Origin of the sequence: Streptomyces sp. NPDC014733, assembly GCF_043083385.1 — a bacterium.
GTDB lineage: Bacteria > Actinomycetota > Actinomycetes > Streptomycetales > Streptomycetaceae > Streptomyces.
On record NZ_JBIBYO010000007.1, the window covers coordinates 163,981 to 186,885 of the forward strand.

Annotated in this window: 30 protein-coding genes; 3 read left to right on the forward strand and 27 right to left on the reverse strand. The window is 69.2% G+C overall.

What is annotated here, in order from left to right:
- Positions 1-12: 12 nt before the first annotated feature.
- Both glmS and ACF1BH_RS18330 read right to left on the reverse strand, forming a co-directional pair.
- On the reverse strand, positions 13-1,860 hold the full coding sequence (gene glmS / locus ACF1BH_RS18325; protein WP_391643506.1) for a glutamine--fructose-6-phosphate transaminase (isomerizing): 1,848 nt from the start codon (positions 1,858-1,860) through the stop codon (positions 13-15).
- Between the two features lie 111 nt (positions 1,861-1,971).
- Positions 1,972-2,235: a hypothetical protein gene (locus tag ACF1BH_RS18330; protein WP_391643507.1), complete on the reverse strand. Its 264-nt coding sequence runs from the start codon at positions 2,233-2,235 to the stop codon at positions 1,972-1,974.
- Between the two features lie 180 nt (positions 2,236-2,415).
- Between ACF1BH_RS18330 and coaA the strand changes: the two genes are divergently transcribed.
- Together coaA and ACF1BH_RS18340 are read left to right on the forward strand one after the other, a co-directional pair.
- Positions 2,416-3,405 carry a type I pantothenate kinase gene (coaA, locus tag ACF1BH_RS18335; protein ID WP_391643508.1) on the forward strand — a complete coding sequence of 330 codons (990 nt, stop codon included), beginning with the start codon at positions 2,416-2,418 and terminating at the stop codon, positions 3,403-3,405.
- A gap of 326 nt (positions 3,406-3,731) precedes the next feature.
- Entirely contained in the window at positions 3,732-4,733 is a 1,002-nt protein-coding gene (locus tag ACF1BH_RS18340) for an esterase/lipase family protein (protein ID WP_391643509.1), read from the forward strand.
- Between the two features lie 70 nt (positions 4,734-4,803).
- On the opposite strand, the gene glmM is transcribed toward ACF1BH_RS18340, so the two are convergent.
- The 4 genes from glmM to ACF1BH_RS18360 form a co-directional block, all read right to left on the reverse strand.
- Positions 4,804-6,177, reverse strand: a complete 1,374-nt coding sequence (glmM, locus tag ACF1BH_RS18345) for a phosphoglucosamine mutase (RefSeq protein WP_391643510.1) — start codon at positions 6,175-6,177, stop codon at positions 4,804-4,806.
- Between the two features lie 161 nt (positions 6,178-6,338).
- Complete coding sequence (rpsI, locus tag ACF1BH_RS18350; RefSeq protein WP_030283420.1) at positions 6,339-6,851, reverse strand: 30S ribosomal protein S9; 513 nt, start codon at positions 6,849-6,851, stop codon at positions 6,339-6,341.
- 41 nt (positions 6,852-6,892) lie between these two features.
- Positions 6,893-7,336, reverse strand: a complete 444-nt coding sequence (gene rplM, locus ACF1BH_RS18355; RefSeq protein ID WP_391643511.1) for a 50S ribosomal protein L13 — start codon at positions 7,334-7,336, stop codon at positions 6,893-6,895.
- A gap of 372 nt (positions 7,337-7,708) precedes the next feature.
- A complete protein-coding gene (locus tag ACF1BH_RS18360) occupies positions 7,709-9,337 on the reverse strand; it encodes an ABC-F family ATP-binding cassette domain-containing protein (RefSeq protein ID WP_391643512.1) in 1,629 nt (542 codons plus the stop codon).
- A gap of 95 nt (positions 9,338-9,432) precedes the next feature.
- Here ACF1BH_RS18360 and ACF1BH_RS18365 point away from each other — a divergent pair, with 95 nt between their 5' ends.
- Entirely contained in the window at positions 9,433-10,269 is an 837-nt protein-coding gene (locus ACF1BH_RS18365; RefSeq protein ID WP_391643513.1) for a hypothetical protein, read from the forward strand.
- A 54-nt stretch (positions 10,270-10,323) separates the two neighbouring features.
- Here the strand turns inward: ACF1BH_RS18365 and truA are convergent, their stop codons facing one another.
- The 21 genes from truA to rplN form a co-directional block, all read right to left on the reverse strand.
- Complete coding sequence (truA, locus tag ACF1BH_RS18370; protein WP_391643514.1) at positions 10,324-11,175, reverse strand: tRNA pseudouridine(38-40) synthase TruA; 852 nt, start codon at positions 11,173-11,175, stop codon at positions 10,324-10,326.
- An 81-nt stretch (positions 11,176-11,256) separates the two neighbouring features.
- The gene (rplQ, locus tag ACF1BH_RS18375; protein ID WP_391643515.1) at positions 11,257-11,739 is read right to left on the reverse strand and encodes a 50S ribosomal protein L17; all 483 of its coding nucleotides are present in this window, start codon (positions 11,737-11,739) and stop codon (positions 11,257-11,259) included.
- A 128-nt stretch (positions 11,740-11,867) separates the two neighbouring features.
- Positions 11,868-12,890, reverse strand: a complete 1,023-nt coding sequence (locus tag ACF1BH_RS18380) for a DNA-directed RNA polymerase subunit alpha (RefSeq protein ID WP_143940049.1) — start codon at positions 12,888-12,890, stop codon at positions 11,868-11,870.
- A 108-nt stretch (positions 12,891-12,998) separates the two neighbouring features.
- Positions 12,999-13,625: a 30S ribosomal protein S4 gene (rpsD, locus tag ACF1BH_RS18385; protein ID WP_136741304.1), complete on the reverse strand. Its 627-nt coding sequence runs from the start codon at positions 13,623-13,625 to the stop codon at positions 12,999-13,001.
- A 27-nt stretch (positions 13,626-13,652) separates the two neighbouring features.
- Positions 13,653-14,057, reverse strand: coding sequence for a 30S ribosomal protein S11 (gene rpsK / locus ACF1BH_RS18390; protein WP_004571845.1), 405 nt, complete (start codon positions 14,055-14,057; stop codon positions 13,653-13,655).
- A gap of 93 nt (positions 14,058-14,150) precedes the next feature.
- Positions 14,151-14,531 carry a 30S ribosomal protein S13 gene (gene rpsM, locus ACF1BH_RS18395; protein ID WP_100604412.1) on the reverse strand — a complete coding sequence of 127 codons (381 nt, stop codon included), beginning with the start codon at positions 14,529-14,531 and terminating at the stop codon, positions 14,151-14,153.
- A 193-nt stretch (positions 14,532-14,724) separates the two neighbouring features.
- On the reverse strand, positions 14,725-14,838 hold the full coding sequence (rpmJ, locus tag ACF1BH_RS18400; RefSeq protein WP_003956441.1) for a 50S ribosomal protein L36: 114 nt from the start codon (positions 14,836-14,838) through the stop codon (positions 14,725-14,727).
- A 59-nt stretch (positions 14,839-14,897) separates the two neighbouring features.
- A complete protein-coding gene (gene infA, locus ACF1BH_RS18405; RefSeq protein WP_003956442.1) occupies positions 14,898-15,119 on the reverse strand; it encodes a translation initiation factor IF-1 in 222 nt (73 codons plus the stop codon).
- Between the two features lie 237 nt (positions 15,120-15,356).
- The gene (gene map / locus ACF1BH_RS18410) at positions 15,357-16,199 is read right to left on the reverse strand and encodes a type I methionyl aminopeptidase (protein ID WP_391643516.1); all 843 of its coding nucleotides are present in this window, start codon (positions 16,197-16,199) and stop codon (positions 15,357-15,359) included.
- Between the two features lie 147 nt (positions 16,200-16,346).
- Entirely contained in the window at positions 16,347-17,000 is a 654-nt protein-coding gene (locus tag ACF1BH_RS18415) for an adenylate kinase (RefSeq protein ID WP_391643517.1), read from the reverse strand.
- Entirely contained in the window at positions 17,000-18,313 is a 1,314-nt protein-coding gene (secY, locus tag ACF1BH_RS18420) for a preprotein translocase subunit SecY (RefSeq protein WP_391643518.1), read from the reverse strand. The genes ACF1BH_RS18415 and secY overlap by 1 nt, the downstream gene beginning before the upstream one ends.
- 229 nt (positions 18,314-18,542) lie before the next feature.
- The gene (gene rplO, locus ACF1BH_RS18425; protein ID WP_030283439.1) at positions 18,543-18,998 is read right to left on the reverse strand and encodes a 50S ribosomal protein L15; all 456 of its coding nucleotides are present in this window, start codon (positions 18,996-18,998) and stop codon (positions 18,543-18,545) included.
- A 1-nt stretch (position 18,999) separates the two neighbouring features.
- Entirely contained in the window at positions 19,000-19,179 is a 180-nt protein-coding gene (gene rpmD / locus ACF1BH_RS18430; protein ID WP_030283440.1) for a 50S ribosomal protein L30, read from the reverse strand.
- A complete protein-coding gene (gene rpsE, locus ACF1BH_RS18435) occupies positions 19,179-19,781 on the reverse strand; it encodes a 30S ribosomal protein S5 (RefSeq protein ID WP_006604888.1) in 603 nt (200 codons plus the stop codon). Before rpsE ends, rpmD begins: the two co-directional genes overlap by 1 nt.
- A gap of 46 nt (positions 19,782-19,827) precedes the next feature.
- Positions 19,828-20,211: a 50S ribosomal protein L18 gene (rplR, locus tag ACF1BH_RS18440; protein WP_030283441.1), complete on the reverse strand. Its 384-nt coding sequence runs from the start codon at positions 20,209-20,211 to the stop codon at positions 19,828-19,830.
- 3 nt (positions 20,212-20,214) lie between these two features.
- Entirely contained in the window at positions 20,215-20,754 is a 540-nt protein-coding gene (gene rplF / locus ACF1BH_RS18445) for a 50S ribosomal protein L6 (RefSeq protein WP_391643519.1), read from the reverse strand.
- Positions 20,755-20,776: 22 nt separating this feature from the next.
- A complete protein-coding gene (gene rpsH, locus ACF1BH_RS18450) occupies positions 20,777-21,175 on the reverse strand; it encodes a 30S ribosomal protein S8 (protein WP_004571835.1) in 399 nt (132 codons plus the stop codon).
- Between the two features lie 240 nt (positions 21,176-21,415).
- Positions 21,416-21,601, reverse strand: coding sequence for a type Z 30S ribosomal protein S14 (locus tag ACF1BH_RS18455; RefSeq protein ID WP_003956452.1), 186 nt, complete (start codon positions 21,599-21,601; stop codon positions 21,416-21,418).
- A gap of 5 nt (positions 21,602-21,606) precedes the next feature.
- Entirely contained in the window at positions 21,607-22,167 is a 561-nt protein-coding gene (gene rplE, locus ACF1BH_RS18460) for a 50S ribosomal protein L5 (RefSeq protein WP_143940040.1), read from the reverse strand.
- Positions 22,167-22,490, reverse strand: a complete 324-nt coding sequence (gene rplX, locus ACF1BH_RS18465; RefSeq protein WP_018847498.1) for a 50S ribosomal protein L24 — start codon at positions 22,488-22,490, stop codon at positions 22,167-22,169. The genes rplE and rplX overlap by 1 nt, the downstream gene beginning before the upstream one ends.
- A 3-nt stretch (positions 22,491-22,493) precedes the next feature.
- Positions 22,494-22,862, reverse strand: coding sequence for a 50S ribosomal protein L14 (rplN, locus tag ACF1BH_RS18470; protein WP_003974257.1), 369 nt, complete (start codon positions 22,860-22,862; stop codon positions 22,494-22,496).
- Positions 22,863-22,905: the final 43 nt, after the last annotated feature.

Here is a 22,905-nt window from a genome sequence, read left to right on the forward strand (position 1 = left end):
GCTGACGGCTGCTCACTCCACCGTCACCGACTTGGCGAGGTTGCGCGGCTGGTCGACCTCGTTGCCGCGGGCGGTCGCCAGCTCGCAGGCGAAGACCTGGAGCGGGACGGCCGAGACCAGCGGCTGGAGCAGCACCGGGGTCCGCGGGATCCGGACGAGGTGGTCGGCGTAGGGCACCACCGCCTCGTCGCCCTCCTCCGCGATGACGATCGTGCGGGCGCCGCGGGCGCGGATCTCCTGGATGTTGGAGACGATCTTGTCGTGCAGCACGGAGCGGCCGCGCGGCGACGGGACGACCACCACGACCGGTACGTCCTGCTCGATCAGCGCGATCGGGCCGTGCTTCAGCTCACCCGCCGCGAAGCCCTCGGCGTGCATGTACGCCAGCTCCTTGAGCTTGAGCGCCCCCTCCAGCGCCACCGGGTAGCCGACGTGCCGCCCCAGGAACAGCACGGTGTTCTTGTCGGCGAGGCCCCGGGCCAGCTCCCGCACCGGCTCCATCGTGCCGAGCACCTGCTCGACCTGCGTGCCGATCGCGGCCAGCTCCCGGACCACGTCCCGGATCTCGTCGCCCCACTTCGTGCCCCGGACCTGGCCGAGGTAGAGCGCCACCAGATAGCAGGCCACCAGCTGCGTCAGGAACGCCTTGGTGGAGGCGACCGCGACCTCGGGACCGGCGTGCGTGTAGAGCACCGCGTCCGACTCGCGCGGGATGGTCGAGCCGTTGGTGTTGCAGATGGCGAGGACCTTGGCGCCCTGCTCACGGGCGTGCCGCAGCGCCATCAGCGTGTCCATCGTCTCGCCGGACTGGCTGATCGCGATGACCAGCGTGCGCGGGTCCATGATCGGGTCGCGGTAGCGGAACTCGCTGGCCAGCTCGGTCTCGCAGGGGATCCGCGTCCAGTGCTCGATCGCGTACTTGGCGATCATGCCCGCGTGGTACGCCGTACCGCAGGCGACGACGACGACCTTGTCGACCTCCCGCAGCACCTCCGGCGGGATCCGCACCTCGTCCAGCGACAGCACACCGGAGTCGTCGACCCGGCCCAGCAGGGTGTCGGCGACCGCCTTGGGCTGCTCGGCGATCTCCTTGAGCATGAAGTAGTCGTAGCCGTCCTTCTCGGCGGCCGAGGCGTCCCAGTCGACGTGGTACGCGCGCACCTGCGCCGGCGCCCCGTCGAAGTCGGTGACGGTCACCCCGTCCCGGCGCACCTCCACGACCTGGTCCTGGCCCAGCTCGATCGCCTCACGGGTGTGCGCGATGAACGCCGCGACGTCGGAGGCGAGGAACGCCTCGTCCTCGCCGACGCCGACCACCAGCGGGGAGTTGCGGCGCGCGCCGACGACCACGTCCGGCGCGTCGGCGTGCACCGCGACGAGGGTGAACGCGCCCTCCAGACGGCGGCACACCTGCCGCATCGCCTCGGCCAGGTCGCCGCAGGACGAGTACGCCTCGGCCAGCAGATGGGCGACGGCCTCGGTGTCCGTCTCGGACGTCAGTTCATGGCCGCGGTCGGTCAGTTCGGCGCGGAGCGCGGCGAAGTTCTCGATGATGCCGTTGTGGACGACGGAGACCCGCCCGGCGTTGTCCAGATGGGGATGGGCGTTGGCGTCCGTGGGCCCGCCGTGGGTGGCCCACCGGGTGTGCCCGATGCCGGTCGTCCCGGCCGGCAGCGGCCGCGCCGCCAGCTCCTTCTCCAGATTGGCGAGTTTGCCCGCCTTCTTCGCCGACGCCAGCCCGCCGTCCGCCAGCACCGCGACGCCCGCCGAGTCGTACCCGCGGTACTCCAGTCGGCGCAGTCCGGCGAGCACGACGTCCAGGGCGCTCTGTCCGCCCACATAACCCACGATTCCGCACATGGGGGCAGCGTACGCGCCGGGCCCGTGCGCCCCCGCGCCCGGCAGCCGCGTGGCACCACCGGGCGCGCCGACGGGTCTCCCCGGGCGCGCCCCGTCGGGGGCGTACGGGGCTCAGTACCCGCGCTCCGACCGCTCCGCCGCCTGCCGGACCGTGTCCAGGAACTCCTCCTCGGCCTCCGCGTCGGTGCACGCCGGGGACTCGTACCGCTCCAGGAACCCGGCGAGCCCCTCGTCCAGGTCCAGCAGATCCAGGTCCACGTCCGGCAGTTCCTCGGCCAGCTCCGCGTGGACGTACGCGGTGAACCGCTCCCGGTCCACCACCGCCGCCCCGCCCCGGCGCCGCCGCAGCACTCCCCTGCCCTGCCGTCCACCCATCCCGTCCACCCCTCCCCGGCCCGCTGCGGGCCCGCGCCGTCCCGGGCAACCCGGTCCATGCTCGAAGACGGCGACAGGCGGCCAACCGTTCCCACCACGCGCCCCCTCTTCCGCTCGCCCCACAGGCGCCCCGGGCGACCCCGGGGTCGCCGCCGCTGCCCGCCCGCGCACAATGAACCCGTGGCCCCGACGACCGATCCGCAGCAACGACGCCGCGCCGAGCGCTCCCCGTACGTCGATCTGACGCGTACGGAGTGGAGCGCGCTGCGGGAGAAGACCCCGCTGCCGCTCACCGCAGAAGAGGTCGAGCGGCTGCGCGGACTGGGGGACGTGATAGACCTCGACGAGGTCCGCGACGTCTACCTCCCGCTCTCCCGGCTGCTCAACCTCTACGTCGGCGCCACCAGCAATCTGCGCGGCGCGCTCAACACCTTCCTCGGCGACGCCGGCGGCGGCCACGGCGCGCAGCCGGGCACCCCGTTCGTCATAGGCGTGGCGGGCAGCGTCGCGGTCGGCAAGTCGACCACCGCGCGGCTGCTCCAGGCGCTGCTGGCGCGCTGGCCCGAGCATCCGCGCGTCGAACTGGTCACCACCGACGGCTTTCTGCACCCCAACGCCGAGCTGCACCGCCGCGGGCTGATGTCCCGTAAGGGTTTCCCGGAGTCGTTCGACCGGCGGGCGCTGACCCGCTTCGTCGCCGATGTGAAGTCCGGCCGCGCCGAGGTGACCGCGCCGGTCTACTCGCATCTGATCTACGACATCGTCCCGGGCGAGCGGCTCACCGTGCACCGCCCCGACATCCTGATCGTGGAGGGCCTGAACGTCCTTCAGCCCGCGCTGCCCGGCAAGGACGGCCGCACCCGCCTCGGGCTCGCCGACTTCTTCGACTTCTCCGTCTACGTCGACGCGCGGACCGAGGACATCGAGAAGTGGTACCTCGGCCGCTTCCGGAAGCTGCGGGAGACCGCGTTCCAGGATCCGTCCTCGTACTTCCGCCGCTACACCCAGGTCTCCGAGGAGGAGGCGCTGGAGTACGCCCGGAAGATCTGGCGGACCGTCAACCGGCCCAACCTGGAGCAGAACGTCGCCCCCACCCGCGGCCGCGCGGGCCTCGTGCTGCGCAAGGGCCCCGACCACAAGGTGCAGCGGCTGTCGCTGCGGAAGCTCTGACCGGGCGCGCACGGACGGACCGTACGCCCGGCGGGAAGGCCGCCGCGAGCCCGCCACCTCGCCCCTGAACTCCCCGCACACGAACGGCAATTGACCGTGTCCCGCGTCTTGTCACCGCCGTCACACCCGCCCTACCGTCGGGTAACACGGTCCGCGTGCGGATCTTTCCGGACCGTGCCCCGCAGCACGATGTGAACCGGCGGCGTCCCCGGCTCCGTACCCCATCCGGTACGCCGTCCGGCCGCCGTGGCATGCCCTTGAGCGCTCCCCCTCGTTGACAGTCCGCCGTCCGCCGGAGCCGGCCGGCCCTCTCACCAGGAGCCCCCATGACCCGTGCACCCGCCCCCCACCGGACCGCCCGCAGCCCGCTGCGCCGCCGGGCCGCGGCCGCCCTCGCGCTCTGCCTCACCGCGGCCGGACTCGCCCTCGCCGCACCCGCCGGGGCCGCCCCCCTCCCGGCGCCCGCCCCGAAGACCACCACGACCGCCGCCCTGCCCATCGGCGGTCTCGACACCGCCGTCCACAACTACCTCTTCAGCCCGGACACCGTCGCCGGCGCCAACGACTGGAACTGCAAGCCGACCGCGGCCCACCCGTACCCGGTCGTCCTCGCCCACGGCACGCTCGCCAACGCCGGCGCCAACTGGGTCGCCCTCGCCCCCACCCTCGCCAACGAGGGCTACTGCGTCTACGCGTTCAACTACGGCATGAACCACCTGTCGGCCGGCCGGGTCGGCGGCCTCACCGACATCGGCGACTCGGCGAAGCAGCTCGGCGCCTTCGTCGACAAGGTGCTCGCCGCCACCGGCGCGCCCAAGGCCGACATCGTCGGCCACTCCCAGGGCGGCATGATGCCGCACTACTACCTCAAGCGGCTGGGCGGCGCCGCGAAGGTCCGCACCCTCGTCGGCATCGCGCCCAGCAACCACGGCACCACCCTCGACGGGCTCCTCACCCTCGGCAAGCAGATGAACGCCCTCGGCTTCGTCAACAACCTCCTCGACACCACCGGGCTCACCGGCCTCCGGCAGCAGGAGGCCGGCTCCGACTTCCAGCAGGAGCTGTGGAAGGACGGCGACACCGTGCCCGGCGTCCGCTACGTCGTCATCGCCACCCGCGAGGACACGGTCGTCACGCCGTACACCAACGGCTTCCTGCACGGCCCCGGCGTCACCGACATCACCCTCCAGGACCAGTGCCCCGACGACCGGACCGGCCACGCCGGCCTCTTCCTCGACAGCCCCACCCTGCAGAACGTCGTCAACGCCCTCGGCCCGGCCGACCCGCACTTCACCCCCGAGTGCCGCGACTACGGCCCGTCCCTCTGACACCTCCGCGAAACGCCCGTGCCCCCGGCCGCAGTGAGCGACCGGGGGCACGGCAGGCGTACGGGGCGGGCTAGCCCAGCGCCGACTTCACCGCGTCGGCCAGCCGCTCCGCGACCGACCGCGCCTGCTCGATGTCGGCCGCCTCGACCATCACCCGCACCAGCGGCTCCGTACCGGACGGCCGCAGCAGCACCCGGCCGGTCGCGCCCAGCTCCTGCTCCGCCTCGGCCACCGCCGCGGTCAGCGCCGGGGAGGTCGCGACCTTCGACTTGTCGACGTCGGGGACGTTGATCAGCACCTGCGGCAGCCGCTCCATCACCGCGGCCAGCTCGCCCAGGTCCCGGCCCGTCGCGGCGACCCGCGCGGCCAGCATCAGGCCGGTGAGCGTGCCGTCGCCGGTGGTCGCGTGGTCCAGCACGATGACGTGCCCGGACTGCTCCCCGCCGAGCGCGAAGCCCTGGCCCTTCATCTCCTCCAGGACGTACCGGTCGCCGACCGCGGTCGCCACCATGTCGATCCCGGCCCGCTCCATCGCCAGCTTGAAGCCGAGGTTGGACATGACGGTGGCGACGACGGTGTTCTTCCGCAGCGTCCCCGCCTCCCGCATCCCGAGCGCGAGGACGGCGAGGATCTGGTCGCCGTCGATCTCGTTGCCCGCACGGTCCACGGCCAGGCAGCGGTCCGCGTCACCGTCGTGCGCCACACCCAGATCGGCGCCGTGCTCGGTGACCGCCGCGCGCAGCAGCCCCAGATGGGTCGAGCCGCAGCCGTCGTTGATGTTGAGGCCGTCCGGGTCCGCGCCGATGGTGACGACGTCCGCACCGGCGCGCGCGAAAGCCTCCGGCGAGACCCGCGCCGCCGCGCCGTGCGCCCCGTCGACGACGATCTTCAGTCCGTCGAGGCGGTTGGGCAGCACCCCGACGAGGTGCGCGACGTAGTTGTCGAACCCCTCGTCGTAGACGGTGACCCGGCCCACCCCGGCGCCCGTCGGCCGCTCCCACGGCTCCCCGGAGGCGTGCGCCCGGTACGTCCGCTCGATGCGGTCCTCCAGCTCGTCGGCGAGCTTGTGGCCGCCGCGGGCGAAGAACTTGATGCCGTTGTCGGGCATCGGGTTGTGGCTCGCGGAGAGCATCACACCGAGGTCCGCGCCGAGCGACCCGGTCAGATACGCCACCGCCGGGGTCGGCAGCACGCCCACCCGCAGCACATCCACCCCGGCGCTCGCCAGCCCGGCGACGACCGCCGCCTCCAGGAACTCACCGGACGCCCGCGGGTCCCGCCCGACGACGGCCACCGGCCTGCGCCCCTCCAGTGGGCGACCGCTGCCCGACTCCTCCTCTGCGAGTACGTGCGCCGCAGCGACCGACAGCCCGAGCGCCAGCTCCGCCGTCAGATCCGCATTGGCGACACCGCGCACCCCGTCCGTTCCGAAGAGTCGTCCCACTGGTGTCCTCCGCATCGATGAGCTTGAACCAGGCATTGCGTCCAGGTATACGCCCCTCGGACGCCTGCATAACGCACCGGTCCCGGATAGCCGAACGCCCCGGCTGCACGGAAAGTGCCACCGGGGCGTACGGGAAAGTGCTGCGAGCGCAGCGCGCGCGATTAGCGCTTGCTGTACTGCGGCGCCTTGCGGGCCTTCTTGAGACCGGCCTTCTTGCGCTCGACCGCACGGTCGTCACGCTTGAGGAACCCGGCCTTCTTCAGGGTGCCGCGGTTGTTCTCGACGTCCGCCTCGTTCAGCGCACGGGCGACGCCCAGGCGCAGCGCACCGGCCTGGCCGGAGATGCCGCCGCCGGAGATACGGGCGACCACGTCGTAGCGGTTGTCGAGCTCGAGCACCTTGAAGGGCTCGTTGACTTCCTGCTGGTGCACCTTGTTGGGGAAGTAGCCCTCAAGGGTGCGACCGTTGATCTTCCACTGACCGGTGCCCGGAACGATCCGGACGCGGGCGATGGCGTTCTTGCGACGGCCCAGGCCGGCGGCCGGCTGCGGGTCGCCGAAGCGGGAGGCGAGGGACTCGGAGGTGTACTCACCCTCCACGACCTCGGTCTCGGTGGTGTATTCCTCGACGACGTCCTCGTTCTCGATGACGTTCTCGGGAGTGGTCTCGGCCACGATGCTCCTCAGATTCTTTTCGTCTTAGGGGGTGGCCGGACTTACTGCGCGACCTGGGTGATCTCGAACGGGACCGGCTGCTGAGCAGCGTGCGGGTGCTCGGCGCCCGCGTAGACCTTCAGCTTCGAGAGCATCTGACGGCCGAGGGTGTTCTTGGGGAGCATGCCCTTGATGGCCTTCTCGACGGCCTTCTCGGGGTTCTTGTCGAGCAGCTCGTCGTACCGGACGGAGCGCAGACCACCCGGGAAACCGGAGTGGCGGTAGGCCAGCTTCTGGCTGCGCTTGTTGCCGGACAGGTGCACCTTGTCGGCGTTGATGATGATGACGAAGTCACCGGTGTCAACGTGCGGCGCGTACACCGGCTTGTGCTTGCCCCTCAGAAGGGACGCGGCCTGAGAGGCCAGACGGCCCAGGACAACGTCCTGCGCGTCAATGACGTGCCACTGGCGCTGGACATCGCCGGGCTTGGGGCTGAACGTACGCACGGTCGTAGCCTTCGCTTCTTCAGTGATGGGGTCGCCCGCGCCTCCCGGAGGAGACTCAGGAGACGGGGTCCTGTACTGGCACCTCGGTCGATCGGACCGGCACTGCGGCGCTACGGGTGACGCAACCCGATCGTCCGCCGCCGGTTCATCGGCCCGGTGGCCGGCGTAAGGGCCCCTCACGTGAGATAGAGCAAGCCAATACGCATAACGAACTGGCAGAATACCGGCCCGCCCCCGGCCGGGTCAAAACGCGGCTCGAACCGGTGGACGACTCCGGGAGCCCCGGACCGGCGCCCCTGCGGGCATCCGCCGGGCCCCGTACGGGCGAGACCCCTCACCCGGACGGCCCCGTACGGACCGCACGCGCCGCCGTCACCGCTCCCGCGCCACCCGGCCCTCGTCCCACACCGGCTCCGTCGTCTCCCGGACCACACCGTCCGCGCCGAAGACCAGGAAGCGGTCGAAGGCGCGGGCGAACCAGCGGTCGTGCGTCACCGCCAGCACCGTCCCGCTGTACGCCTCCAGGCCCTCCTGGAGCGCCTCGGCGCTCTCCAGGTCGAGGTTGTCGGTCGGCTCGTCCAGCAGCAGCGCCGTCGCGCCCGCCAGTTCGAGCAGCAGGATCTGCAGCCGCGCCTGCTGCCCGCCCGACAGCCGCTCGAACCGCTGCTCCGCCTGGCGCTCCAGCTCGTAACGGCGCAGCGCGCTCATCGCGGCGCCGCGGTCCTTGGCGTGCTCCGTCCAGAGGATGTCGAGCAGGGTGCGGCCGGTCAGCTCCGGGTGGGCGTGGGTCTGCGCGAAGTACCCGGGCACCACCCGGGCGCCCAGCTTGACCTGCCCGGTGTGCGCGACCGGGCGCTCCGCGTCCTGGGCCAGCAGCCGCAGGAAGTGCGACTTGCCGGAGCCGTTCGAGCCCAGCACCGCGACCCGCTCGCCGTAGAAGACCTCCAGCGAGAACGGCTTCATCAGCCCGGTCAGCTCCAGATCCGTGCAGGTCACGGCACGGACACCGGTGCGGCCGCCGCGCAGCCGCATGGTGATCTCCTGCTCCCGCGGCGGCTCCGGCGGCGGCCCGGCCTCCTCGAACTTCCGCAGCCTGGTCTGCGCCGCGTGGTAGCGCGAGGCCATGTCGTGGCTGTTCTCCGCCGCCTGCCGCAGATTCCGCACCAGCTTCTTCAGCTGCTCGTGCTTCTCGTCCCAGCGCCGCCGCAGCTCCTCGAAGCGGGCGAACCGCTCCTTGCGCGCCGCGTGGTACGTCGCGAAGCCGCCGCCGTGCACCCAGACGTCCGACCCGGCGGGCCCCGGCTCCACGCTGACGATCTTGTCGGCGGCGCGCGCCAGCAGCTCCCGGTCGTGGCTGACGAAGAGCACCGTCTTCTTCGTCTGCCGCAGCTGCTCCTCCAGCCACCGCTTGCCCGGCACGTCCAGGTAGTTGTCCGGCTCGTCCAGCAGCAGCACCTCGTCGGTGCCGCGCAGCAGCGACTCCAGCACCAGCCGCTTCTGCTCACCGCCGGAGAGCGTCCGCACCAGCCGCCACTGCGCCTTCTCGTACGGCATCCCCAGCGCGGCGGTGGTGCACATGTCCCAGACCGTCTCGGCCTCGTAGCCGCGCGCCTCCGCCCAGTCGCTGAGCGCCTGCGCGTACGCCATCTGCGCGGCCTCGTCGTCGACCGTCATCACGGCCTCCTCCGCGGCGTCCACCGCCCGCGCGGCCGTCCGCAGCCGCGGCGGCGCCACGGAGACCAGCAGGTCACGCACGGTGCGCTCGTCCCGTACCGACCCCACGAACTGCGGCATCACACCGAGGCCGCCGCCGACGGTGACCGAGCCGCCGTGCGGCGTCAGCTCCCCGGCGAGCAGCCGCAGCAGTGTCGTCTTGCCCGCGCCGTTGGCCCCCACCAGCGCCACCGACGAGCCCTCACCGACCCGGAACGAGACGTCCCCGAGCAGCACCCTCCCGTCCGGCAGGTAGTACTCCAGGTGCCCGGCCTCCACATGTCCCATGGACCGGATTGTCGCCGCCCGGCCCCGCTTTCCCCAACCCGATTACGGTCCGGGAGCTGGCCGCGCGGACAGCCCAGGTCGTTAGGATGCGCGGCATGAGCTTTGGGCATGGGGGGCCGTTCGACGGCCCAGGGGGGTCCGGGTCCACCCCGGACTGGGAGGCACTCGCCGAGCAGAGCGAGGCGGGCGCCCGGCGCAAGCGCTGGCTGATGATCGGCGGCGGGGCGCTGGCCGCCCTCGCCGTGGCGGGCATCGTCGCGACCGCCACGGTCCTCAGCGGCGGCTCCGACAACAAGCCGACCGAGGACGTCGCCGCCTCCGGCTCCACCGCCCCCGAGCCGCACCCGTCCTTCTCCGACGTCTCGGTCCCCCCGCCGCCCAACCCGCGGGACTACATCACCGACCGTACGAAGGACCGCGCCCCGCTGACCACGGCCGCCCTCTTCCCCGACAAGGCCATGGTCATCGGCGAGCACACCTACCCGCGCACCGCGCAGTCCGCCACGAAGGACTGCACCGCCGGTACGCAGGGCGCGCTCGGCTCCCTGCTGAAGCACAACGGCTGCGAGGCGCTGCTGCGCGCCACCTACGCCAAGGACGGCGTCGCGGTCACCATCGGCATCGCCGCCCTGGACTCCCCCGACGCCGCCGAACGCGTCAAGGCCAAGGCATCCGGCAATCTCGCCCCGCTCGCCGGCGGCCACGTCGGCGAGGCGTTCTGCCGCGGCACCGCCTGCCGGATGACCGCCAACGCCACCGGCCGGTACGCGTACTTCACCATCGCCGGCTACCTCGACGGCACGCGCGTCACGCAGAAGTCCGCCCCGGCCCTCCAGATCGGCCGCGACGGCGAGTCCTACGCCTTCGCCCGCATCATCCAGCGCGGCAAGGACCAGGCGGCGAAGGCCGCCCAGGAGCAGCAGCAGGGCTGACGGCCACGGGCCGGGCACCACCGTGCCCGGCCCGCACACCTCGTCCCGGCTGCCTCAGCAGCACCCGGCCCCCGGCAGCGTCCGCCGGTTCCGGGCCTCCAGATTCCGTGCCATCAGCTGGTCGTCGGCCGGGTAGCCGACCTCCTCCAGCGTCAGCCCGTGCGGCCGCACCACGTGCACCGCCGAGTCCCGCACGCCCGCGGCCAGCACCTTGCCCGGCCAGTCGACCGGCCGGTGCCCGTCACCGACGAACAGCAGCGCGCCGACCAGCGACCGCACCATGTTGTGGCAGAACGCGTCCGCCCGCACCGTCGCCGTGACGACCCCGTCCGCGTCCCGCGCCCAGCTCAGCTCCTGGAGCGTACGGATCGTCGTCGCCCCCTCACGCCGCTTGCAGTACGCCGCGAAGTCGTGCTCACCCAGCAGCGCCTGCGACGCCGCGTTCATCGCGTCCACGTCGAGCGCCCAGTCGTGCCACAGCACATGGCCGCGCAGCAGCGGGTCCACTCCCCCGGGATGGTCGGTGACCCGGTACGCGTACCGCCGCCAGATCGCCGAGAACCGCGCGTTGAAGCCGTACGGCGCCTCCGCGGCCCGCCACACCCGGACGTCCTTCGGCAGCCGCCCCGCCAGCCGCCGCAGCAGCCGGTCACCGTGCTCGGCCCACAGCTCCTCCGGCAGATCCACATGCGCCACCTGCCCGCGCGCATGCACCCCGGCGTCCGTCCGCCCCGCCACGGTCAGCTCGTACGTCTCGCCGGAACGGGTCACCGTCCGCAGCGCTTCCTCCAGCTCCCCCTGGACGGTGCGCTGCTCGCGCTGCTTCGCCCAGCCGGAGAACTCCGATCCGTCGTACGAAAGATCCAGCCGCACCCGGACGCGCCCGGGCTCCACCTCATCGCTCACCCGTCGATCCTCTCAGAGCACGGCAAACGGAACGGGCCCGCTCCCCGAAGGGAACGGGCCCGCCCGCAGGACTCAGCGGCCTCAGGCGTCCTTGGACTCCTCGGCCGGCGCCTCGGTCGCCTCGGCGGCGTCCTTCTTCAGCGCGTCTTCCTTGACCGCACGCTTGGTGGCGGCCTCGGCCTCACCGGTGGCCTGCTGGGCCACGGTCAGCGCCTCCACCAGCTCGATGACGGCCATGGGGGCGTTGTCGCCACGGCGCGCACCGATCTTGGTGATGCGGGTGTAACCACCCGGGCGGTTCTCGAACCGCGGGGCGATCTCGGTGAACAGCGTGTGCACGACGCTCTTGTCCGAGATCAGCTGCATGACCTGACGACGGTTGTGCAGGTCACCCTTCTTCGCCTTGGTCACGAGACGCTCGGCGTACGGACGCAGACGGCGGGCCTTGGCCTCGGTCGTCGTGATGCGGCCGTGCTCGAAGAGCGCGGTGGCCAGGTTGCGCAGCATGAGACGCTCGTGCGCCGCGCTACCGCCCAGACGGGCACCCTTGGTGGGCTTCGGCATGGTGTTTCTCCTTCATTGCTGCACCGGCCGTATCAGGTACCGGTGTCAGTTCCCACGAGGCGGGCGCCCCGCGGAAGATCACGCACGGCCGGGCCCGGGGTACGCGCCCCGGGCCCGGCCGGTGGAACTCAGTACTGCTCGGTCTCCACGAAACCGGCGTCCGCGTCGTCGTCCGCGCCGAAGGCGTCGGCCGCGGCGGTCGGGTCGAACCCGGGGGGCGAGTCCTTCAGCGCCAGGCCCATGCCCGCGAGCTTGGCCTTGACCTCGTCGATCGACTTCGCACCGAAGTTGCGGATGTCGAGCAGGTCCGCCTCGGAGCGGGCCACCAGCTCGCCCACCGAGTGGATGCCCTCACGCTTGAGGCAGTTGTACGACCGAACGGTGAGCTCCAGCTCCTCGATCGGCAGCGCCAGGTCGGCGGCGAGGGCGGCGTCCGTCGGGGACGGGCCCATGTCGATGCCCTCGGCGTCGATGTTCAGCTCGCGGGCGAGACCGAACAGCTCGACCAGGGTCTTACCGGCCGACGCCATGGCGTCGCGCGGGCGCATGGCCTGCTTGGTCTCGACGTCGACGATCAGCTTGTCGAAGTCGGTGCGCTGCTCGACACGCGTGGCCTCGACCTTGTAGGTGACCTTGAGGACCGGCGAGTAGATCGAGTCGACCGGGATCCGGCCGATCTCCTGGCCGACCTGCTTGTTCTGCACCGCGGAGACGTAGCCGCGACCGCGCTCGACGGTCAGCTCCATCTCCAGCTTGCCCTTGGCGTTCAGGGTCGCCAGGACCAGGTCCGGGTTGTGGACCTCGACACCGGCCGGGGGCGCGATGTCGGCGGCGGTGACCAGACCCGGGCCCTGCTTGCGCAGGTACATCACGACCGGCTCGTCGTGCTCCGAGGAGACGACCAGCTGCTTGATGTTGAGGATGAGGTCGGTGACGTCCTCCTTGACGCCCGGCACGGTGGTGAACTCGTGCAGGACACCGTCGATACGGATCGACGTGACCGCCGCACCCGGGATCGAGGAGAGGAGCGTACGGCGGAGGGAGTTACCCAGGGTGTAACCGAAGCCCGGCTCCAGGGGCTCGATCACGAACCGGGAGCGGTACTCGTCGACGACCTCTTCGGTCAGCGACGGACGCTGAGCGATAAGCATGTGTGTTCCTTCAGTCGTGGGCGCCCGCTATTTGACGCCCTCTGCTGACAAGGGTACGGGCGGCACACGGTTCCGAAGAACCTGTGCCGCCCGAGCCCGTCGCCCTACTTACTTGGAGTAGAGCTCAACGATCAGCTGCTCCTGCACCTGGGTGTCGATCACCTGGCGCTCGGGCAGGCTGTGCACGAGGATCCGGAGGTTCGACGGGATCGCTTCCAGCCACGCCGGAACGGTCTTCTCGCCGGCCTCGGCCTTGGCCACCTCGAAGGGGGTCAGGTTCCGGGAGCCCTCGCGGACCTCGATGATGTCGTTCACGGAGACGCGGGCCGACGGGATGTCGGTCTTGCGGCCGTTCACGTTGATGTGTCCGTGACGCACCAGCTGACGGGCGTGGTCGCGGGACTTGGCGAAGCCGGCCCGGTAGACCACGTTGTCGAGGCGGGTCTCAAGGATGCGCAGAAGGTTCTCACCGGTCTTGCCGGTCTTCTGGTTCGCTTCCTTGTAGTAGTTCACGAACTGCTTCTCAAGGACACCGTAGATGCGGCTGCACTTCTGCTTCTCACGAAGCTGGAGCAGGTACTCGCTGTCCTTGGTGCGCCCGCGACCGTGCTCACCCGGGGGGTAAGGACGGATCTCGATCGGGCACTTCGCGCTCTCGCACTTGCTCCCCTTGAGGAAGAGCTTCTGCTTCTCCCGACGGCAACGCTTGCAGTCGGCCCCGGTGTAACGCGCCATTGTCTAGTTGTCTCCTACTTCAGTGGGTCAGACGCGGCGGCGCTTGGGAGGGCGGCAGCCGTTGTGCGGGGTCGGGGTGACGTCCTGGATCGAACCCACCTCGAGGCCGGTGGCCTGGAGGGAGCGGATCGCGGTCTCACGGCCGGAGCCGGGACCCTTGACGAACACGTCGACCTTGCGCATGCCGTGCTCCTGCGCGCGACGGGCGGCCGACTCGGCAGCCATCTGCGCGGCGAACGGAGTCGACTTACGCGAACCCTTGAAGCCCACGTGACCGGCCGAGGCCCAGGAAATCACGTTGCCGGTCGGGTCGGTGATCGAAACGATCGTGTTGTTGAACGTGCTCTTGATGTGAGCGTGCCCGTGGGCGACGTTCTTCTTCTCCTTGCGGCGCACCTTCTTGGCGCCGGCCGTACGGCCCTTCGGAGGCATGAAATTCTCCTAATGGAGGTGGTCGGTCCTACAGCGAAGACCGCTGACTTCCGCGGCCCGGGAAAACGGAACCGCAGTGCGTCCTGCTGAGGACTACTTCTTGCCCGGCTTCTTCTTGCCGGCGATCGCGCGACGCGGGCCCTTGCGGGTGCGGGCGTTCGTGCTGGTGCGCTGACCGTGGACCGGAAGGCCGCGGCGGTGACGCAGACCCTGGTAGCAGCCGATCTCGACCTTGCGGCGGATGTCGGCCTGGATCTCGCGACGGAGGTCACCCTCGGTCTTGAGGTTGTTGTCCACGTACTCGCGGATCTTGACCAGGTCTTCCTCGGCCAGGTCGCGAACCCGCGTGTTGGGGTCCACGCCGGTGGCGGCGAGGGTCTGCTGCGACAGCGTGCGCCCGATGCCGAAGACATAGGTGAGGGCGACCTCGACGCGCTTTTCGCGCGGGAGATCAACGCCTGCGAGGCGTGCCATTGATGTGGCTCCTGATGGCTATTCGGAGGTCTTCCGCAGCACCGTTCCCGTAAGACTCAGCTGAATTACGAGCCGGGCCCCGGCCTCCGAGCCGGGGGTTTCGTCCCACGCGAAAGACGCGGGGGTCGGGTGTCTGCGTATGTACGAATTACGTGCGTCGCGCGAACTGCGAAATGCAGGTGGTCGGCGTGCGTCAGCCCTGGCGCTGCTTGTGGCGCAGGTTGTCGCAGATGACCATGACCCGGCCGTGGCGGCGGATCACCTTGCACTTGTCGCAGATCTTCTTGACGCTCGGCTTGACCTTCATGGGTGTGAGGTTCTCCGGGTCAGTGCCGTCACCCCGACGGAGCGGGGCTTCGACAAGATCTACTTGTAGCGGTAGACGATCCGGCCACGCGTCAGGTCGTACGGAGAGAGCTCCACCACGACCCGGTCATCCGGGAGGATACGGATGTAGTGCATCCGCATCTTGCCGCTGATGTGCGCGAGGACCTTGTGACCGTTCTGGAGCTCCACCTTGAACATCGCGTTCGGCAGAGACTCGATCACGGTGCCCTCGATCTCGATGGCACCTTGCTTCTTGGCCACGCTTCGCCTTTCGAATCGGCTACCTTGATCAACTCTCGAAGTGTCCGCACGGCATGTCCCGGAGGACGCCCACCTTGAAGGCAGGCACACGGATGCACGAGAGCCGACGCGTCAGTCTACGTCAGAGGCCCCGAAAAGACGAATCCACGATTATTGCCCACCCGGGGAGATCCTTACGCCATCGCCCCGCGGACCGTCGCACTTCCTCCGCACGACCTCCGGGGTCCGGTCCCGCCGTCAGGCCCCCGCGAGCGGGTCCGGCGCCGCCGTGACACCCAGCTCGGCCAGCTTCGCCTTGCCGCCGTCGACCGCGGTCAGCACCAGCGGGCCCTCCTCGGTCAGCGCCACCGAGTGCTCCCAGTGCGAGGACCAGCCGCCGTCGTTCGTCTTGACCGTCCACTCGTCGTCCAGGACGTGCGTCTTGTGCGTGCCGAGGTTGACCATCGGCTCGATCGCGATGCAGAACCCGGGCACCAGCTTCGGGCCGCGGCCGCGCTTGCGGTCGACGTAGTTCAGCAGATGCGGGTCCATGTGCATCTGCGAGCCGATGCCGTGGCCGCCGTACTCCTCGACGATGCCGTACTTCCCGCAGGCCGGGCGCGGCTGGCGGCGGATGTAGCCCTCGATCGCCTTGGAGATGTCGATCAGCCGGTTGCCCTTGGCCACCGCGGCGATCCCGGCCCACATGGACTCCTCGGTCACCCGGCTCAGCTCGACCAGCTCCGCGGAGTGCCCGGACCCGACGAACGCGGTGTACGCGGCATCGCCGTGCCAGCCCTCGATGATCGCGCCGCAGTCGATGGAGATGATGTCGCCGTCCCGCAGCACCGTTTCGTCGTCCGGGATGCCGTGGACGACGACGTCGTTCACCGACGTGCAGATCGTCGCGGGGAAACCGCCGTACCCGAGGAAGTTCGACTTCGCACCGTGCTCGGCCAGGACCTTGCGGGCCACCTCGTCGAGATCGCGGGTGGTCGCCCCCGGCACCGCCGCCTCCCGGGTCGCGGCATGGATGGCGGCGACCACCAGCCCCGCCTCGCGCATCTTCGCGATCTGCTGAGGGGTCTTGATCTCCACCATGGCGGGTAACGCCTTCCTGAACCGACTGTGCCGACAACCGCGTCGTTCGCACGGCCGACCACCGCGCGGGCGCGCCCGCCCCTCCATACGATACGGCCGCGGCGCCCTGGGCAGGGCACCGCGGCCGTATCGAAGCGTACGCGGAGGTTACTCGCCGCGTCCGAGAGCGGACATCGCCCGCTGCGTGACCTCTTCGACCTTGCCGAGGGCGGGAATCGTCACGACGAGTTCCTGCGCCTTGTAGTAGTCGATGATCGGCTCGGTCTCCGAGTGGTAGACCTCCAGGCGCTTACGCACCGTGTCCTCGTGGTCGTCGTCGCGCTGGTAGAGCTCGCCGCCGCAGACGTCGCAGACGCCGTCGGTCTTCGGCTTGCTGTACTCGGCGTGGAAGACGTGCGCGGAGTTCTTCCGGCAGATCCGGCGGCCGGCGATCCGCTTGACGACCTCGTCCTCGGGGACCTCCAGGTCGAGCACCGCGTCCAGCGTGATGCCCTTGCCCTTGAGGTAGGTGTCGAGCGCCTCGGCCTGACCGAGGTTGCGCGGGAACCCGTCCAGCAGGAAGCCTCCGGCCGCGTCGGCCTGCTCCATGCGGTCCTCGGCCATCCTGATGGTGACCGAGTCCGGGACGAGGTTGCCGGCGTCCATGTAGGACTTGGCCTCGACGCCGAGGGGCGTGCCCTGGCTGATGTTGGCGCGGAACAGGTCACCCGTGGAGATGTGCGGGATCTCAAGGTTCCGGGCGAGGTACGCGGCCTGCGTACCCTTACCGGCTCCCGGGGGTCCGACGAGGACGATTCGCATCAGCGGAGGAACCCTTCGTAGTTGCGCTGCTGAAGCTGGCTCTCGATCTGCTTCACGGTCTCCAGACCCACACCCACGATGATCAGGATGCTCGTCCCGCCGAACGGGAAGTTCTGGTTCGCGTTGAACAGCACCAACGCCACTGTTGGCACGAGTGCGATCAGCCCCAGGTACAGCGAGCCCGGCCACGTGATCCGGTTGAGCACGTAGCTGAGGTACTCGGCCGTCGGGCGACCAGCCCGGATGCCCGGGATGAAGCCACCATACTTCTTCATGTTGTCGGCAACTTCTTCGGGGTTGAAGGAGATCGCCACGTAGAAGAAGGCGAAGAACACGATCAACAAGAAGTACGTAACGATGTAAACCGGGTGGTTTCCCTTGGTGAAGTTCGTGGAGATCCACCGGGCCCACTCCGCGTCCGAGCCGCTGAACTGCGCGATCAGGGCCGGAATGTAGAGCAACGACGACGCGAAGATGACGGGAATCACACCCGCCTGATTCACCTTGAGCGGGATGTACGTGGACGTACCGCCGTAGGAACGGCGTCCGATCATGCGCTTCGCGTACTGCACCGGGATCCGGCGCTGCGCCTGCTCGACGAAGACCACCAGGGCCACCATCGCCAGGCCGACGGCGATCACCGCGAAGAACTCGATCCAGCCGTCGGCGAGCTTGCCGGTGGTCTTGATCTGCCAGAGGGCGCCCGGGAAACCGGCGGCGATCGAGATGAACATCAGGATCGACATGCCGTTGCCGATGCCACGGTCGGTGACCAGTTCACCGAGCCACATGACCACCGCGGTACCGGCGGTCATCGTGATGACCATGGTGATGGTGGTGAAGATCGAGTCGCTGGGCACGATCTCGCTGGCGACCGGACAGCCGTTGAAGAGGGCGCCGCTGCGCGCGGTGGCCACCAGGCCGGTGCCCTGCAGGATCGCCAGCGCGACGGTCAGATAGCGGGTGTACTGGGTGATCTTCGCCTGGCCGGTCTGGCCCTCCTTCTTGAGGGCTTCCAACCGGGGAATGACAACGGTCAGCAGCTGAAGGATGATGCTCGCCGTGATGTACGGCATGATCCCCAGCGCGAAGATCGTGATCTGCAGCAGCGCACCACCGCTGAACATGTTCACCAGGGCGAACAATCCGCTGTTGCCGCCGGCCTGCTTCATGCAGGTCTCGACGTTCGCGTAGTTCACCCCGGGGATCGGGACATGGGCACCGATCCGGTAGAGCACGACGATGCCCAACGTGAACAGCAGCTTTTTGCGCAGGTCGGGCGTCTTGAACGCTCGGGCGAACGCGGTGAGCACGGTGCCTCCTGCGCCCCCCGCCGGACGGGCGAGAGGTGACGGTCTTGAGGATCGACGAATAAAAGCGGCCTGAAACGCCGCACAGCCGGGGCCGTGCGGCGGGGGGCCGGTGCTTCCCCGTTAAAAAGTTGCACCGGCAGGCCACCTTACCGGCGACCGTACCCCCGTGGAACGACCAACCGGGGATGCCCCAAACGATGGGCATCCCCGGTCAGTTGAACCAACGAACTCAGAGGAGTTCGGTGACGGTGCCGCCGGCAGCGGCAATCTTCTCCTTGGCGGAGCCGGAGACGGAGTCAACCGTCACCTGCAGCGCCACGGAGATCTCGCCCTGGCCCAGGACCTTGACGAGCTCGTTCTTGCGCACCGCGCCCTTGGCGACCAGGTCGGCCACCGTGACCTCGCCACCCTGCGGGTAGAGCGCGGCCAGCTTCTCCAGGTTCACGACCTGGAACTGCTTGTGGGCGGGGTTCTTGAAGCCCTTCAGCTTCGGGAGGCGCATGTGGAGGGGCATCTGCCCACCCTCGAAGCGCTCCGGAACCTGGTAACGGGCCTTGGTGCCCTTGGTACCACGACCAGCGGTCTTACCCTTGGACGCCTCACCACGACCCACACGGGTCTTGGCGGTCTTGGCGCCCGGGGCAGGACGGAGGTTGTGGACCTTCAGCGGGTTCTGCTCCGCCATGTCAGTCGACCTCCTCAACCGTCACGAGGTGACGGACGGTGTGCACCATGCCGACGACCTCGGGGCGGGCCTCCCGGACGACGCTGTCGTTCAGCCGCTTGAGGCCGAGCGTGCGCAGCGTGTCGCGGTGGTTCTGCTTGCTACCGATGTAGGACTTGGTCTGGGTGATCTTGATGCGCATTACGCAGTCACCCCGGCACGCGCACGCAGCAGGGCTGCGGGAGCAACGTCCTCCAGCGGCAGGCCACGACGGGCCGCGATCTCCTCGGGGCGCTGAAGGCCCTGAAGCGCGGTCACCGTGGCGTGCACGATGTTGATCGGGTTCGACGAACCGAGCGACTTGCTCAGGACGTCGTGGATGCCCGCGCACTCCAGGACGGCGCGCACCGGGCCACCGGCGATCACACCGGTACCGGGGGAAGCCGGCTTGAGCAGGACGACGCCCGCAGCCTTCTCGCCCTGGATGGGGTGCGGGATGGTGCCCTGGATACGGGGGACCTTGAAGAAGTTCTTCTTGGCCTCTTCCACGCCCTTGGCGATGGCAGCCGGAACTTCCTTGGCCTTGCCGTAACCGACACCTACGGTGCCGTCACCGTCGCCCACCACGACCAGCGCGGTGAAGCTGAAACGACGACCACCCTTGACAACCTTGGCGACACGGTTGATCGCGACAACGCGCTCAACGTATGCGGTCTTCTCGGCGGCAGCGCCACCGTCGCGACCCTTCCGGTCCCGCCGCTCGCCGCCACCGGCACCGCTGCCGCGGCGCTGGGGTCCAGCCATTGGATTTACCTCTCTCTGTTACGTCCGCTAGCTCCGGAACCGGGGCTTAGAACTTCAGCCCGGCTTCGCGGGCGGCGTCCGCCAGAGCGGCAATGCGCCCGGCGTACTGGTTGCCACCGCGGTCGAACACGACGGCCTCGACGCCGGCGGCCTTGGCGCGCTCGGCGACCAGGGAACCGACCTGCTTGGCCTGGTCGCCCTTGCTGCCCTCGCCGCCACGGATCGACGCGTCCAGGTGCGACGCCGACGCGAGCGTGTGGCCCGCGATGTCGTCGATGACCTGGGCGGTGATGCCGCGGTTGGAGCGCGTCACGACCAGACGCGGACGCTCCGGCGTACCCGAAATCCGCTTACGGATGCGGATGTGGCGCCGCTTGAGGGCGGCACCCTTGCGGGCGTTGCCCTTCGCGATCTTCACACCGTATGCCATGGCTTACTTACCAGCCTTTCCGACCTTGCGGCGGATGACCTCGCCGGCGTACTTGACGCCCTTGGCCTTGTACGGGTCAGGCTTGCGCAGCTTGCGGATGTTCGCCGCAACCTCGCCGACCTTCTGCTTGTCGATGCCCTCGACGCTGAGCTTCGTCGGGGACTCGACCTTGAAGGAGATACCTTCGGGCGCCTCGACGAGGATCGGGTGGCTGTAGCCCAGGGAGAACTCCAGGTTGGAGCCCTTGGCCTGGACGCGGTAGCCGACACCGCTGATTTCGAGCGCCTTGCTGTAGCCCGCGGTCACGCCGGTGATCATGTTCGCCACCAGCGTGCGGGACAGGCCGTGAAGGGCCTTGTTCTGACGCTCGTCGTTCGGGCGGGAGACGCTGATGACGCCGTCCTCACCCTTGGCGACCTCGATGGGCGCGGCGACGGTGTGCGAAAGGGAGCCCTTGGGACCCTTCACGTTGACCGTGCGGCCATCGATGGTGACGTCCACACCAGCGGGAACCTGGATGGGCAGCTTGCCAATGCGCGACATTAGCTCTTCCTCCGTTCCCTGATTACCAGACGTAGGCGAGGACTTCCCCACCCACGCCCTTCTTGCTGGCCTGCTGGCCGGTCAGGAGACCGTGGGACGTGGAGATGATCGCCACGCCCAGGCCGCCGAGGACCTTCGGCAGGTTGGTGGACTTTGCGTAGACCCGCAGGCCCGGCTTCGAGATGCGCTTGATGCCGGCGATCGAGCGCTCGCGGTTCGGGCCGAACTTCAGCTCGAGGATGAGGTTCTTGCCGACCTCGGCGTCCTCAACCTTCCAGCCGGTGATGTAGCCCTCCTGCTGGAGGATCTCCGCGATGTGAGACTTGATCTTGCTGTGCGGCATCACGACGGTGTCGTGGTACGCCGAGTTCGCGTTCCGCAGACGGGTCAGCATGTCTGCGATGGGATCAGTCATGGTCATGAATTGGCCTTCGGCCTCTCTCGCCGGGGTTTCCTATATGTGCCATCCCTCTCCCCGATCCGAGTCGGGACGGGTGCGGCACGGGGACCTACGGCGTAGTAAGCGACGTTATGCGGGCGTGTTGCCCGCGGTCGGTCTCGGGCGGCGGGGCGCCCAACCCTTCTACCCTACGGGACGAAGGGCGGGGCGCCTGCCGACCGGATGCTTACCGAGAGCTTCCGGGTCATCCCAACTGGGGGATTACCAGGAGCTCTTGGTCACGCCCGGCAGCTCGCCACGGTGAGCCATCTCACGAAGGCACACGCGGCAGAGGCCGAACTTGCGGTACACGGAGTGCGGGCGGCCACAGCGCTGGCAGCGGGTGTAGGCGCGCACACCGAACTTGGGCTTGCGAGCAGCCTTCGCGATCAGAGCCTTCTTCGCCATCTCGCTCACGCCTCCTTGAACGGGAAGCCGAGGTGACGCAGAAGGGCGCGGCCCTCGTCGTCGTTGGTCGCCGTGGTGACCACGGTGATGTCCATACCCCGGGTACGGTCGATCTTGTCCTGGTCGATCTCGTGGAACATGACCTGCTCCGTGAGACCGAAGGTGTAGTTACCGCGGCCGTCGAACTGCTTCGGCGACAGACCACGGAAGTCGCGGATGCGCGGCAGCGCGAGCGACAGCAGGCGGTCCAGGAACTCCCACATGCGGTCACCGCGGAGGGTGACGTGGGCACCGATCGGCTGACCCTCACGCAGCTTGAACTGCGCGATGGACTTCCGGGCCTTGGTGACGGCCGGCTTCTGGCCGGTGATCGTGGTGAGGTCCTTGATGGCACCGTCGATCAGCTTGGAGTCGCGGGCGGCGTCGCCCACACCCATGTTGACCACGATCTTGGTCAGACCGGGGATCTGCATGACGTTCTCGTACGAGAACTCGTCCTTCAGCTTCCCGGCGATCTCTTCGCGGTAGCGCTGCTTGAGACGCGGCGCGTTGGTGGTGGCAGTCATCAGATGTCCTCACCGGTCCGCTTGGCAACGCGGATCTTGTTGCCTTCGTCGTCGAAGCGGTAGCCGACGCGGGTGACGACCTTCTTGCCGTCCTTCTCCACGACGAGCTGCACGTTGCTCACGTGCACCGGGGCCTCGGTGGTGACGATGCCGCCGGTCTGCGAGCCGCGCGCGGTCTGGCCGGCCTTGGTGTGCTTCTTGACCCGGTTGACACCCTCGACCAGGACACGGTCCTCGCGGGGGAAGGCCGCGATGACCTTGCCCTGCTTGCCCTTGTCCTTACCGGTGATGACCTGGACCAGGTCGCCCTTCTTGATCTTCATCGGTTACAGCACCTCCGGCGCGAGCGAGATGATCTTCATGAACTTCTTCTCGCGCAGCTCACGGCCCACGGGGCCGAAGATACGGGTGCCGCGGGGGTCGCCATCGTTCTTGAGGATGACGGCCGCGTTCTCATCGAAGCGGATGTACGAGCCGTCCGGACGGCGGCGCTCCTTGACGGTGCGAACGATGACGGCCTTGACGACGTCACCCTTCTTCACGTTGCCACCGGGGATCGCGTCCTTCACGGTGGCGACGATGACGTCACCGATGCCCGCGTAGCGCCGGCCCGAGCCACCGAGAACACGGATGGTGAGAATTTCCTTCGCACCCGTGTTGTCGGCGACGCGAAGCCGAGACTCCTGCTGGATCACGTCTATCTCCTGATCGTCTGCCGGTTCCCGGCGGGGCCCCGCG

Coding starts and splice junctions, on each gene's coding strand:
- ACF1BH_RS18455 (WP_003956452.1), bottom strand. CDS start 21,601: ATGGCGAAGAAGGCTCTGATCGCGAAGGCTGCTCGCAAGCCCAAGTTC.
- ACF1BH_RS18365 (WP_391643513.1), top strand. CDS start 9,433: ATGAGCTTTGGGCATGGGGGGCCGTTCGACGGCCCAGGGGGGTCCGGG.
- ACF1BH_RS18415 (WP_391643517.1), bottom strand. CDS start 17,000: ATGCGAATCGTCCTCGTCGGACCCCCGGGAGCCGGTAAGGGTACGCAG.
- rpmD (WP_030283440.1), bottom strand. CDS start 19,179: ATGCGCATCAAGATCACCCAGACCAAGTCCTACATCGGTAGCAAGCAG.
- rpsH (WP_004571835.1), bottom strand. CDS start 21,175: ATGACCATGACTGATCCCATCGCAGACATGCTGACCCGTCTGCGGAAC.
- ACF1BH_RS18340 (WP_391643509.1), top strand. CDS start 3,732: ATGACCCGTGCACCCGCCCCCCACCGGACCGCCCGCAGCCCGCTGCGC.
- ACF1BH_RS18360 (WP_391643512.1), bottom strand. CDS start 9,337: ATGGGACATGTGGAGGCCGGGCACCTGGAGTACTACCTGCCGGACGGG.
- rplE (WP_143940040.1), bottom strand. CDS start 22,167: ATGACTGCCACCACCAACGCGCCGCGTCTCAAGCAGCGCTACCGCGAA.
- ACF1BH_RS18380 (WP_143940049.1), bottom strand. CDS start 12,890: ATGCTTATCGCTCAGCGTCCGTCGCTGACCGAAGAGGTCGTCGACGAG.
- rplX (WP_018847498.1), bottom strand. CDS start 22,490: ATGAAGATCAAGAAGGGCGACCTGGTCCAGGTCATCACCGGTAAGGAC.
- rpsK (WP_004571845.1), bottom strand. CDS start 14,057: ATGCCTCCGAAGGGCCGTACGGCCGGCGCCAAGAAGGTGCGCCGCAAG.
- map (WP_391643516.1), bottom strand. CDS start 16,199: ATGGTGGAGATCAAGACCCCTCAGCAGATCGCGAAGATGCGCGAGGCG.
- glmS (WP_391643506.1), bottom strand. CDS start 1,860: ATGTGCGGAATCGTGGGTTATGTGGGCGGACAGAGCGCCCTGGACGTC.
- rpsD (WP_136741304.1), bottom strand. CDS start 13,625: ATGGCGCGTTACACCGGGGCCGACTGCAAGCGTTGCCGTCGGGAGAAG.
- ACF1BH_RS18330 (WP_391643507.1), bottom strand. CDS start 2,235: ATGGGTGGACGGCAGGGCAGGGGAGTGCTGCGGCGGCGCCGGGGCGGG.
- rpsM (WP_100604412.1), bottom strand. CDS start 14,531: ATGGCACGCCTCGCAGGCGTTGATCTCCCGCGCGAAAAGCGCGTCGAG.
- rplO (WP_030283439.1), bottom strand. CDS start 18,998: ATGGCGGAGCAGAACCCGCTGAAGGTCCACAACCTCCGTCCTGCCCCG.
- rpmJ (WP_003956441.1), bottom strand. CDS start 14,838: ATGAAGGTCAAGCCGAGCGTCAAGAAGATCTGCGACAAGTGCAAGGTG.
- rplF (WP_391643519.1), bottom strand. CDS start 20,754: ATGTCGCGCATTGGCAAGCTGCCCATCCAGGTTCCCGCTGGTGTGGAC.
- rplQ (WP_391643515.1), bottom strand. CDS start 11,739: ATGCCGAAGCCCACCAAGGGTGCCCGTCTGGGCGGTAGCGCGGCGCAC.
- rplR (WP_030283441.1), bottom strand. CDS start 20,211: ATGGCATACGGTGTGAAGATCGCGAAGGGCAACGCCCGCAAGGGTGCC.
- rpsE (WP_006604888.1), bottom strand. CDS start 19,781: ATGGCTGGACCCCAGCGCCGCGGCAGCGGTGCCGGTGGCGGCGAGCGG.